Here is a 12,504-nt window from a genome sequence, read left to right as displayed (position 1 = left end):
GTGGCCGCCCTGGCCGCCTGCCCGGCTTCCCCGGACCCGCGCACCACCGCGGCGGCGTCCGCCAACCCGGCCCTGCCGGTGGCGGTGGTGGCGGACCTGGGCTCCCGACACCTGCCCGGCCGGGGACGGGTGGGTCCGGTGCGGCTCCCGGGGTCCACCGGCCTCCCCCACGTCCGCGCCCGGTTGCAGTTCCGTCTCCGTTCGGTCCGCCGGGGTGTGCCGTGGCCGCCGGTCCGGGAGCCTGGTGACAAGGACTCATGCGGCGGGGGAGTTGCCATGGGGGACGGCCTGGAGCTGGTACCACGCACGGTGGGAGCGCTGGTACGGCTGGCGCGGGGCACGGCCGGGCCGGGCCAGGCGGTGGCCGAGGTGGTACGGGCCCGGCTGCGGCTGATGCCGGACGGGGCGCGGGCCGTGACGGCGGTCGAGGCGGGCCCGGACGATCCGCGGGCACGCGGCGAACTGACCGCGGCCGTCGCCCAACTGCTCGCCACCGACCCGGGGTTCGCCCAGTACCTGACCACCACCGAGCTCGGTGCGCCGGCCGACCCGGCCACCGTCCAGCTCCGGACCGGCCCGGCACCCGACCCGACCACCGTTCACCTGCGGGTCGACCCGGAAGACCAGTCCACCGTCCGGCTCCGGGCCGAGCCCGGGAATCCGTCCACCGTCCGGCTCCGGGCCGAGCCCGGGAGCCCGTCCACCGTCCAGCTCCGGCTCGGGCCGGCCGCCGCCGGTGCCCGGGCCCTGGCGGCCCGGCGGGGCAACACCGCCCTCGTCGTCACCCTGGCCCTGGTCCTGATCACCGCGCTGGTCGCACTCGGGATCCACCTCGGCTCGCGCCCGCTGCTGCAGCCCAACGGGCCCGACTTCGCCCATGCCGCCCGGACCATCCGCGACCCCGCCCAGGCGCGGGGCGTGCTGCCGAACCCGGCGGCGATGCCGGGCGGCTGGCAGCTGGAGAGCGGGCCTCGGTCCGGGAACGGCAGCGGTCCGGACGCGCCCTGCCTGCTCCCGGACGCCTGTGACCAGCAACTCGCCTACGGCACGGTGACGTTCGGCACCAGCCCGCTCCCGTCGGTGCAGTTCACCGTGGTCACCTTCACCTCCGCCGAGGCCGCCGGCCGGGCCTTCGGTGCCAGGCTCGACCTCCTCGACGCCCGGGGCGACGCCACCGTGGCGGCCGTCCCGTCCATCGGCGACCAGAGCGCCGCCCGCACCCGGGGCGAGTCGACGGCGGAGACGCTGGTACGGGTCGGCTCGGTACTGCTGTACGTGCACTGCTCGGGCACGGGGGCGAAGGTCGCGCTGCCCGGTCTCACCCCCTTCGCCCGGCTGCTCGCCGAGCGCGCCCAGCAGGCCGAACAGGGCCGCACCCCGGACGCCGTCTTCCGCGGCACCGCGTCCTGAGCACCCCGAACACCCTGAACGCACTGAGCGCGCACTGAGCGCACTGAACGCCCCACCAGCGAGCCCTGGGCACACCGGACACCAGAACCGCCGGAACGGCCAGAACGGACCACCCCCGCCCCGCAGGCCCCACCGGCCCGCGGGGCCTTCCGTTTGCCCGGCGCGCGCCAGCCGCCCGCGTCGCCCGAATGCGTGTATCGCTCTCTTGACTGGCGTCACGAGGGCGCCATACTGGCTTCACTCCCGCTCGCACGATGAGGTGCCCGCCCATGGAGCTCTCCCCCTCAGCGCATGTGGACACGTTCTGTCGCGACCATCTCCCACCCTTCGAGCAGTGGCCCGAACTCCTCTTCGAACTGCCGGAGTTGGCCTATCCCGAACGCGTGAACTGCGCGGCCGCCCTGCTCGACGACACCATCGCCCGCCTCGGTCCCGACCGCCGCTGCCTGCTCACCCTCACCGACCGGTGGAGCTACGGCGAACTGCGCGACCGCACCGACCGGATCGCCCGCCTGCTCACCGAGCAACTGGGCCTCGTCCCCGGCAACCGCGTCCTGCTGCGCGGCCCCAACACGCCCTGGCTGGCCGCCTGTTGGCTCGGCGTGCTGAAGGCCGGCGGAGTGGTGGTCACCACCATGCCGCTGCTGCGCGCGGCCGAGCTGACCGAACTGACCCGGATCGCCCGCCCCACCCTGGCCCTGTGCGACCACCGCTTCCTCACCGAGCTCGACCGGGCACACGCTCCCGACCTGCGGATACTCGCCTTCGGTGGCCCCGGTCCCGAGGACCTCACCGCCCGCTGCGCCACCCAGCGCCCCGGCTTCACCGCCGTGCCGACCGCCGCCGACGACGTCGCACTGATCGCCTTCACCTCCGGCACCACCGGCCGCCCCAAGGCCACCCTGCACTTCCACCGGGACGTGCTGGCCAACGCCGACACCTTCTCCCGCCACCTGCTCCGCCCGACCCCCGACGACCTCTTCGCCGGCACCCCGCCGCTCGGCTTCACCTTCGGCCTCGGCGGCCTGCTGGTCTTCCCGCTGCGGGCCGGCGCCGCCAGCCTGCTGCTGGAGCAGGCCACGCCCGAGCAGCTCGCCGAGCTGGTCCGGAGCCACGGCGTGAGCGTGCTGTTCACCGCGCCGACCGCCTACCGGAGGATCCTGGCCGCCGGGCTGGCCGACCTGCTGTCCGGGGTGCGGCGCTGCGTGTCGGCCGGCGAGCCGCTGCCCGCCCCCGTCTGGGAGGCCTTCCACGCCGCCACCGGCCGACGGCTGATCGACGGCATCGGCGCCACCGAGCTGCTGCACGTGTTCATCTCGGCCGCCGACGCCGACATCCGCCCCGGCTCCACCGGCCGTCCCGTCCCCGGCTACCGGGCGGCGATACTGGACGCGCAGGGCAACCCGGTGCCGGACGGCGAGCCCGGGCTGCTCGCGGTCAAGGGCCCGACCGGCTGCCGCTACCTGGACGACGAGCGCCAGCGCGACTACGTCCGCAACGGCTGGAACCTGACCGGCGACACCTGCCTCCGCGACCGCGACGGCTACTTCTGGTACCAGGCCCGCAACGACGACATGATCGTCTCGGCGGGCTACAACATCGCCGGGCCCGAGGTGGAACAGGCGCTCACCGCCCACCCCGCCGTCGCCGACTGCGCCGTGGTGGCGGCCCCGGACGATCGGCGCGGCACGGTGGTCAAGGCGTACGTGGTGCTGTGCGAGGGCACTTCGGCCTGCGCGGAGACGGTCAAGGAGCTCCAGGAGCACGTCAAGCGCACCATCGCGCCGTACAAGTACCCGCGCGCCGTCGAGTTCGTCCCCGAGCTGCCGCGCACCGCCACCGGCAAGCTGCTCCGCGCCGAGCTGCGCAGAAGGGCCGCCGTGACCCAGGACGTGACACAGGACATGACACAGGACGTGGAGCAGCCAGTGGAACAGGAGGCGCCGCAGGGCCCGGAACAGGCTCCGCTCCCCGCCGCCATCACCGTCGAGCGCCGGGTCGAGTGGTCGGACACCGACGCCGCCGGGCACTACCACTTCTCCGCCGTGCAGCGCTGGGCCGAGGCCGCCGAGGCGGCGCTGCTGCGCCGGCTCGGGCTCGCCGAGCTGTTCGGGCGGATCCCCCGGGTGCACTTCGAGGCCGACTACCGGGAGCGGCTCTGGTTCGGGGACGTCGTCCGCACCGAGCTGCGGGTGGTCCGGGTCGGCGGCTCCTCGCTGCACTACGCCTTCGAGGTGCACGGCCCGACCGGCCTGGCCGCCAGCGGCCGGATGTCGGTGGTGCACGCCGCGCCGCAGGCCAAGGGAGCCGAGCCCTGGCCCGCACCGGTCCGCCGGGCGCTCACGGAGTCCGGACCGCAGCAGCCGGAGGTGGTCGCATGACGGCGGCACGGCGCACGGCCCCCGGACCGCGGCGCGTCGCGGTCATCGGCGCCGGCCCGGGAGGGCTCTACTTCGCCGCCCTGGCCAAGCAGCTGGACCCCGACCGCGAGATCACCGTGTACGAACGCGACGCCCGGGAACACGAGTTCGGCTTCGGCGTGGTCTTCTCGGACGAGACCCTGGACGGCATCGCCCGGGCCGACCCGCAGGTCTTCGCCGCGATCAGCGCCGAGTTCGCCCGCTGGAGCGACATCGACATCCGCTACGCCGGCCAGGTCCGCACCAGCGGCGGCCACGGATTCGCCGCCCTCGACCGCAACCGGCTGCGCGCCGTCCTGCAACGGCGCTGCGACGAACTGGCGGTGGACGTGCGCTACCGCACGCCCGCCCCGCCGGCCGACCGGCTCACCGCCGAGTACGACCTGGTGGTGGCCGCCGACGGCATCCACTCCGGCACCCGGGCCGCCCACCCGGACGCCTTCCGCACCGAACTGGACGAGCGGAACTGCCGCTACATCTGGCTCGCCACCGACCGGGTCTTCGAGGCCTTCACCTTCATCGTCGAGGAGTTCGACTTCGGCGCCCTCCAGGTGCACGCCTACCCGTACAGCGCCACCCGCTCGACCTTCATCGTCGAGATCGCCGAGGACGCCTGGCGGCGTGCGGGCTTCGAGGCCCTCGCCGCAGAGGAGTTGGCGCGCGGCGAGAGCGACACCGCGAGCGTGCGGCGCTGCGCCGAGCTGCTCGCCGGGCACCTGGACGGCCACCGGCTGATCCCCAACGCCTCCCGCTGGATCCGCTTCACCACCGTACGCAACGCCAGTTGGCGCCACCGCAACCTCGTGCTGCTCGGCGACGCCGCGCACTCCGCTCACTTCTCGATCGGCTCGGGCACCAAGCTGGCCCTGGAGGACGCCCTCGCCCTGGCCGCCGGGCTGAGCGAACAGCCCACCCTGGACGCCGCGTTGGACGCCTACGAGGCCGAGCGGCGGCCGGTCGTGGAGTCCACCCAACGGGCGGCCCAGGCCAGCCTGGAGTGGTTCGAGACGGTCGGCCGCCGCACCGGCCTGGACGTCGACCAGTTCGCCTTCAACCTGCTCACCCGCAGCCGCCGGGTCACCTACGGCGGTCTGCGCGCCCGGGACCCGGAGTTCACCGCCGCCGTGGAGAGCGCCGTCGGCGGCTCGCCCGGAGTGCCGCCGATGTTCCGGGCGCTGAAGCTGGGCGCCCTGGAGCTGCGCAACCGGATCGTCGTCCCGCCGCTCGCCACCTTCACCTCGCCCGACGCGCTGCCCAGCGCCTTCGACCGGGCCCAGCTGACCGCGCACGCGCTCGGCGGGGCCGGGCTGGTGATCGCCGGGATGACGGCCGTCAGCCCCGAGGGCCGGGCGACCGACCGCTGTCCCGGGCTGTGGACCGACGGCCAGGAGGCCGCCTGGACGGAACTCCTGGGCTCGGTGCGGGCGGTGAGCGACACCCCGGTCGGCATCCAGCTCACCCATGCGGGCCGCCGGGGCGCCACCGCCGCGCCCGGACCGGACGGCATCGGCCGCCCGCTCGCCGAGGGCTGGCCGCTGCTCGCCCCCTCACCGCTGCCCTGGGGCCCCGGCAGCCCGACCCCGCACGAGGCCAACGAAGTCCAACTGGCGGCAGTCGCCGCCGACTTCGCCGCCGCCGCGGAGCGCGCCGCCCGGGCCGGCTTCGACGTGCTGGAGCTGCAGTTCGGCCACGGACACCTGATCTCCTCCTTCCTCTCCCCGCTCACCAACCGTCGCACCGACCACCACGGTGGCCCGCTCGCCCACCGGCTGCTGTTCCCGCTGGAGGTGCTGGCCGCCGTGCGCGCCGTCTGGCCCGCCGGGCGGCCGCTGCTGGTGCGGATCTCGGCCGCCGACTGGGCGCCCGGCGGCACCACCGGGACCGCGGCGGTCGCGATCTGCCAGGCCCTCGCCGAGGCCGGGGCGGACGCGGTGGACGTCTCCACGGGGGAGGTGGTGGCGCACCAGCGGCCGCCGTACGGGCGCGGCTACCAGACGCCCTTCGCCGAGCTGATCCGCACCTCAACCGGCCTGCCGACCATCGCGGTCGGCGCGATCTCCGGCCACGACGACGCCAACTCCGTCCTGCTGGCCGGCCGCGCCGACCTGGTCGCGGTCGGCCGGGCCCAGCTGCACGATCCGTTCTGGACCCTGCACGCCGCCGCCGACCAGGACTACACCGGCCCCGGCGCCCACTGGCCCGAACCCTGGCTGGCCGGCCGCCGCAGGCCGCCGGGCCCCGGCGCCGACCGGGTCGCCCCGCGCCTGCACCTGCTGCGCGAGCCCGCCCCGCCCGTCCACCGCCGCTGGCTGCCGACCAGCCCGCCGAAGGAGTGACGATGCCGGACCTGCCCCGCTTCACCGCCGCCGCCGTGCAGGCCGCCCCGGTCTACCTGGACCCGGCCGCGACCGTGGACAAGGCCGTCGCCCTGATCCAGGAGGCGGCCCGGCACGGCGCCGGGCTGGTGGTCTTCCCCGAGGTCTTCGTGCCCGGCTACCCGTACTGGAACTGGACGATGACCCCGGTGCAGGGCTCGCCCTGGTACGAGCGGCTGTACCGCGCCGCCGTGGACGTCCCCGGGCCGTACGTCGACACCCTGTGCGCCGCCGCCCGGCAGGCCGGGGTGGTCCTGGTGATCGGCGTCAACGAGCGCGGCCGACACAGCCTCGGAGTGCTGTACAACACCCTGCTGATCATCGGCTCGGACGGCGAACTCCTCGGAGTCCACCGCAAGTTGGTGCCCACCTGGGCCGAGAAGCTGACCTGGACCCAGGGCGACGGCAGCTCGCTGCGGGTGCACCGCACGGCCGTCGGGCCGCTCGGCGCGCTCGCCTGCGGGGAGAACACCAACACCCTGGCCCGCTTCACCCTCCTCGCCCAGGGCGAACTCGTCCACGCCGCCAGCTACATCGCCCTGCCGGTGGCCCCCGAGGACTACGACATGGCGGAGGCGATCGCCCTGCGCGCCGCCGCCCACTGCTTCGAGGGCAAGCTGTTCACGGTGGTCTCCTGCTCCACCATCTCGCCGGAGATGGTGGACCTGATCGCCGGCGAGGACCAGCAGGTCCGCAAGCAGCTCGCCCGCCCGCGCAACGCACTGTCCGGGATCTTCGGCCCGGACGGCCGGGCGGTCACCGAGCCGCTGGTGGACGAGGAGGGCATCGTCTACGCCGGGATCGACCTCGGCCGGTGCATCCAGCCCAAGCAGATGCACGACATCGTCGGCCACTACAACCGCTTCGACGTCTTCCAACTGCACGTGAACGACCGCCGGCTGCGGCCCCTGATGCTCCCCGAGGAGGAGGCATGACCAGCGAGAACAGCTACGACGACGACCGGATCGGCCGGGCCCGCGTCAACGACAGCCCGGAACTGCTCGCCTACTACGAGGAGTTGGCCAAGCACGAGGCCGGTGCCCTGTGGACGGTGGCGAACGAGATCGAACCCTGGTACCCGCAACCGAGGTCCGTCCCGGTGCTGTGGCGCTACGCCGACCTGCGCCCGCTGGTCCGCAAGGCCCTCCCGCTGGTGAAGGCCGACGACGCGGGCCGCCGGGTGGTGATGCTGGTCAACCCCGGCCGACGCGAACTAAGCGCCGCTGTCGGACTGTTGTACACCGGCCTGCAGATCATGGGCCCGGGCGAGGCGATGACCGCCCACCGCCACCAGGCCTCCGCGCTGCGCTTCGTCCACGAGGGCTCCGGCGCCTGGACGGTCGTGGACGGGCAGAAGCTCAAGGTCGGCCCCCGCGACTTCGCGATCACCCCCAACAACACCTGGCACGAGCACGGCAACGAGGCCGAGGACGACCCGGTGATCTGGCAGGACGGCCTGGACATCCCGCTGGTCAACACCCTCGACGCCAACTTCTACGAGGTCCACCCCGAGCTCTACCAGCGGCCCGGCCCGGTCGCGAACTCCTCGCTGCTCAGCTACGGCGGCAACCTGCTCCCGTACGGCGTCGAGAAGTGGACCCGCCCGTACTCGCCGCTGCTCGGCTGGCCCTGGGAGCCCAGCTACCACGCTCTGTGCCAACTCGCCCGCGCCACCGAGGGATCCCCGTACGACGGCGTGATCATGGAGTACACCAACCCGGTCACCGGCGGCCCGGTGATGCCCACCATGGCCGCCCACCTGCAGCTGCTGCGCCCCGGCCAGGCCACCCGGGCCCACCGGCACACCGGTTCGGTGGTCTACACGGCGGCCAAGGGGCACGGCGTCTCGGTGATCGCCGGCCAGCGCTTCGAGTGGCAGCAGGGCGACATCTTCGTCGTGCCGTCCTGGGCCTGGCACGAGCACGCGAACCTCGACCAGGGCGAGGACGCCTGCCTCTTCTCCTTCAACGACTTCCCGGTGATGCACTCGCTCGGCCTCTACCGCGAGGAGTCCCACCCGGACCACGACGGGCATCAGGGCCTGTCCTCGGACTCCCTCTGGCGGGAGTCCGAGGACAGGCCCTGAAACCCACCACCCCGCAACAGGAGTCCAGAGAGATGCACCTGCTCACCTACTGCGCCGACGGCGACGACACCCCCCGCCTGGGCGCCCGGATCGGTGCCGACCGGGTCGCCGACCTGACCGCCCTCGCCTCCGCCGCCGGAGTGCGACTCCCGGGCAGCCTGCTGGAGTTGGTCCGGGCCGGCCGGCCCGCCCTGGCCACCGCCCGACAGCTGCTCGAAGGGGCGCCGGAGACCCGGCCGCTCACCGAGGTGTCGCTGCGCGCCCCGCTGCGCCCGGGAAAGATCGTCGGTGTCGGCCTCAACTACGTGGAGCACGTGGACGAGTCCCACCGGAGTCTGGACACCGACCGCGAACTCCCCGACCGCCCGGTGCTGTTCGGCAAGCCCGCCACCGCCGTCACCGGCCCCGGCCAGCCGATCCTGCACAACGCCGACCTCACCAAGCAGCTCGACTGGGAGTGCGAACTCGCCGTGGTGATCGGCGAACCCGCCCGCCGGGTGAGCGAACAGGACGCCTGGCGGCACGTGTTCGGCTACAGCATCGTCAACGACGTCAGCGCCCGCGACCAGCGCCGCTCCGGCCAGTGGTTCTTCTCCAAGGGCCAGGACAGCTACGCGCCGTTCGGCCCGGTCGTGGTCACCGCCGACGAGATCCCCGAGCCTCAGCGGCTCGACCTCTCGCTGCGGGTCAACGGCGAGCTGCGGCAGAACTCCAACACCCGCCACATGCTGTTCGGCATCGCCCGGCTGATCGCCGACATCTCCGCCGGCATGACCCTGGAGCCCGGGGACGTGATCGCCACCGGCTCGCCCTCCGGGGTGGGCGCCGGCATGGTCCCGCCGCAGTTCCTGCAGCCCGGCGACCTGGTCGAGGCCACCATCGAGCGGATCGGCACCCTGGCCAACCCCGTGATCGACGCCCGCTGAATCGACACCCGCTGAGAGGGGTACGGCGCAGATGACCACCTACCGGATCGGCCAGATCGTCCCGAGCTCCAACGTCACCATGGAGACCGAGGTCCCCGCCCTGCTGCGGGCCCGCGAGGCGGTCGCCCCCGAACGGTTCACCTTCCACTCCAGCCGGATGCGGATGACCAGGGTCACCCCCGAGCAACTGCGCGCCATGGACGGCGAGTCCGACCGCTGCGCCGCCGAGCTCTCGGACGCCCGGGTCGACGTGATCGGCTACGCCTGCCTGGTCGCGGTGATGGCCACCGGCCCCGGCTACCACCGCGAGGCCGAACAGCGGCTGCACCGCCGTACGGTGGAGAACGGCGCGCCCGCGCCCGTGGTGACCAGCGCCGGCGCGCTGGTCTCCGGCCTGCGGACGCTCGGCGCGAAGAAGGTCGCGATGGTCACCCCGTACCTGCGGCCGCTGGCCCGGACGGTGGTCGACTACCTCGCCCGGGAAGGCATCGAGGTGCTCGACCACGCCGCGCTGGAGATCGCCGACAACCTGGACGTGGCCGCCCACGACCCGGCCCGGCTGCCCGCGGTCGCCAAGGGCCTCTCGTACGGCGGGGCCGACGCCGTGGTGCTCTCCGCCTGCGTGCAGATGCCGTCGCTGTCCGCCGTCGAGGAGGCCGAGCAGCAGCTCGGCAAGCCGGTGGTCTCGGCCGCGATCTGCACCACCCACCAGCTGCTGCGGGCGCTCGGCCTGCCCGCCGTCGCCCCCGGCGCCGGGCACCTGCTCTCCGGCGCGTTCGCGTAGACCCGCCCCGCTATGATCACCACAGCCGTCGGGGAGGAGGGCCCGCACATGCCGGAGAGCAGCGCCCGGCCGAGCTCCCTGATCCACACCGTCTACGGCGAGTTCGTCCGCCGCCTCGGCGGCTGGATATCGATCGCCGACCTGATCGCGCTGATGGCCGAGCTGGGTGTCGACGCTCCGGCCGTCCGCTCGGCGATCTCCAGGCTGAAGAAGTCCGGCACCCTGCTCCAGGAGCGCCGCACCGGCACCGGCTACCGGCTGTCCCCCGCGATGGCGCCGGTCTTCGACGAGGGCGACCGCCGGATCTTCCACAGCCTGGAGCCCGCCGAACTCGCCGACGGCTGGGTGGTGGCGGTCTTCTCGGTGCCCGAGTCCGAACGCGCCCACCGCCACCAGCTGCGCTCCCGGCTCAGCTGGCTCGGCTTCGGCAACGCGGCCCCCGGCGTCTGGCTGGCCCCCGCCCGGCTGCTGCCGGACGCCCGCCTGCTGCTGGAACGCCTGGGCCTGAGCGCCTACGTCCACCTCTTCCTCTCCGCCGAGTACGCCGGCTTCGCCGAACTCCGTACGGCGGTGGGGAGTTGGTGGGACCTCCCGGCGATCGAGGCGCAGTACGCGGCCTTCACCGACGCGTGGCACCCGATCGCCGAGGAACTGCGCGGGCGGGAGCGGATCGATCCGGCCGAGGCCTTCCGGGACTACGTGCCGATGCTCACCCAGTGGCGCCGGCTGCCGTACCTCGACCCCGGGCTGCCCGAACCGCTGCTGCCCGCCGACTGGAACGCCGTCCCGGCCCGCGCCGTGTTCACCGAGGTGCACGGGCTGCTCGCCGAACCGAGCCTGCGGTACGTCGAGAAGGTCACCGGACTGTCCCACCCCCAGGAGCTGCCATGACCGCCCCAGCCGACCTGCTGATCCGCGCCGCCGCCGTGCACACGCTCGCCCCGGGCGAGCCGCCGCGGCGGGCGATCGCCGTCACCGGCGACCGGATCACCGCCCTCGCCGCCGAGCCCGACGACCTGGACTTCCTGATCGGGCCCGGCACCGAGGTGGTGGACGCCCCGTCGGCGACCGTGCTGCCCGCCTTCGACGACACCCACACCCATCTGATCCTGGCCGGGCACAGCGTCCACGGCGTCCCGGTGCACGAGGCCCGGGACCTCGCCGGCTTCCTGGGGCTGATCCGCGAGCGCGCCGCCCGCACCCCGGCCGGGGAGTGGATCCTCACCACGGTCAACTGGCAGGAGGTGCTGCTCGCCGAGCAGCGGATGCCGACCACCGAGGAGCTGGACGGCGCCACCGCCGACCACCCGGTGCTGGTGCGCCGCGGCGCGTACAACATGGTGCTCAACTCGGCCGCGCTGCGGCTGGCCGGGATCGACGGGTCCACCGAGGCGCCGTCCGGCGGGGTGATCGAACGCGACGAGCACGGCCGGCTGACCGGCCGGCTGATCAACCGGGCGACCGAGCTGGTCGAGCGGGTGCTGCCGCGCCCGACCCTCGCCGAGCGGATCGAGGGCCTGCGGGCGGCCTCCGCCGACTACGCCGCCACCGGGATCGGCACCGTGCGCGACTGCCTCGTCCCCGTCGAGGACCTCGACGTGCTGGACGCGGCCCGGGCCGGCGGCGCACTCGCCGTGCGGGTCCGGGCCCTGGTCTCCGGCTTCGCGGCACGCACTCCCGAGCAGGTGGACGCCCTGCTGGACCGGATGGACCAGTGGCGCGCGGACGGCCGGGACGACGCGCAACTGCGCTTGTGGGGCGTCAAGTTCGGGATCGACGGCGGCTTCGAGGCGGGCGCGCTGGAGGCGCCCTACCAGGGACGGCCCTGCTACCACGGGCGGCTGCTCTGGGAGCCGGAGCAGCTGCTCGCCGCGGTGGACCGAGTGGTCGAGCGCGGCTGGCGGGCGGGCGTGCACGCCTGGGGGGACCGCGGGCTGCGCGTGCTGCTGGACGTCTTCGAGCAGGTGCTGAAGGGTCGCCCCGGCCTGCCGCCGGGCACGCTCGTGGTCGAGCACGGCGGGCTGGCCCGGGCCGACCAGCGGGCCCGGGCGATCGCGCTCGGCATCCCGGTGACGGTCCAGCACCCGCTGCTGCACGACGGCGCGCTCACCCAGCAGCGCGCCTGGGGCGAGGAGCGCACCGCCGCACTGTTCCCGCTGCGCGAGTGGCTGGACGAGGGAGCACAACTCTCGGCCGGCTCGGACTTCCCGGTCGGCCCGTACGGCGCGATGGTTTCCGTGTGGGGCATGACGACCCGCGGCACCACGGCCGGGGTGGTCGGCGCCGAGCACGCGATCGGGCGGGAGGAGGCGGTCGCGCTGCACACCGTCGCCGCCGCCCGGCTGACCGGTGAGAGCGCCGAGCGCGGCAGCCTGCGCCCGGGCGCGCTCGCCGACCTCACGCTGTGGCCGGTCGACCCGCTGAGCTGCCCGGTGGAGGAGCTCAGGAGCCTGCGGCCGGTCCGTACGGTGGTGGGCGGCCGCACCGTTCACCGGAGTTGACG

The 12,504-nt window shown here is 74.2% G+C and carries 9 protein-coding genes; all 9 read left to right on the top strand.

The window, feature by feature from the left end; translation table 11 throughout:
• The first annotated feature begins 276 nt into the window (after positions 1-276).
• The 9 genes from ACFV1W_RS07045 (at position 277) to ACFV1W_RS07005 (ending at position 12,502) form a co-directional block, all read left to right on the top strand.
• Entirely contained in the window at positions 277-1,410 is a 1,134-nt protein-coding gene (locus ACFV1W_RS07045) for a hypothetical protein (RefSeq protein WP_380413848.1), read from the top strand.
• Between the two features lie 269 nt (positions 1,411-1,679).
• Positions 1,680-3,791 (top strand): AMP-binding protein, encoded by a 2,112-nt coding sequence (locus tag ACFV1W_RS07040; RefSeq protein WP_380413847.1) that lies wholly within the window; start codon positions 1,680-1,682, stop codon positions 3,789-3,791.
• A complete protein-coding gene (locus ACFV1W_RS07035) occupies positions 3,788-6,166 on the top strand; it encodes an FAD-dependent monooxygenase (RefSeq protein WP_380413845.1) in 2,379 nt (792 codons plus the stop codon). The genes ACFV1W_RS07040 and ACFV1W_RS07035 overlap by 4 nt, the downstream gene beginning before the upstream one ends.
• 2 nt (positions 6,167-6,168) lie before the next feature.
• Positions 6,169-7,140: a carbon-nitrogen hydrolase family protein gene (locus ACFV1W_RS07030; RefSeq protein WP_380413844.1), complete on the top strand. Its 972-nt coding sequence runs from the start codon at positions 6,169-6,171 to the stop codon at positions 7,138-7,140.
• Complete coding sequence (locus ACFV1W_RS07025) at positions 7,137-8,291, top strand: cupin domain-containing protein (RefSeq protein WP_380413842.1); 1,155 nt, start codon at positions 7,137-7,139, stop codon at positions 8,289-8,291. Before ACFV1W_RS07030 ends, ACFV1W_RS07025 begins: the two co-directional genes overlap by 4 nt.
• Before the next feature lie 32 nt (positions 8,292-8,323).
• Complete coding sequence (locus ACFV1W_RS07020) at positions 8,324-9,217, top strand: fumarylacetoacetate hydrolase family protein (RefSeq protein WP_380413841.1); 894 nt, start codon at positions 8,324-8,326, stop codon at positions 9,215-9,217.
• 31 nt (positions 9,218-9,248) lie between these two features.
• Entirely contained in the window at positions 9,249-10,001 is a 753-nt protein-coding gene (locus ACFV1W_RS07015) for an Asp/Glu racemase (protein ID WP_380413840.1), read from the top strand.
• Positions 10,002-10,049: 48 nt separating this feature from the next.
• The gene (locus ACFV1W_RS07010; protein ID WP_380413838.1) at positions 10,050-10,892 is read left to right on the top strand and encodes a PaaX family transcriptional regulator C-terminal domain-containing protein; all 843 of its coding nucleotides are present in this window, start codon (positions 10,050-10,052) and stop codon (positions 10,890-10,892) included.
• Entirely contained in the window at positions 10,889-12,502 is a 1,614-nt protein-coding gene (locus tag ACFV1W_RS07005) for an amidohydrolase (RefSeq protein ID WP_380413837.1), read from the top strand. Before ACFV1W_RS07010 ends, ACFV1W_RS07005 begins: the two co-directional genes overlap by 4 nt.
• Positions 12,503-12,504 lie beyond the last annotated feature (2 nt).

The sequence above is a fragment of the Kitasatospora sp. NPDC059648 genome, assembly GCF_042734825.1.
Taxonomy (GTDB): domain Bacteria; phylum Actinomycetota; class Actinomycetes; order Streptomycetales; family Streptomycetaceae; genus Kitasatospora.
This window is presented reverse-complemented; position numbering and strand designations above follow the sequence as displayed.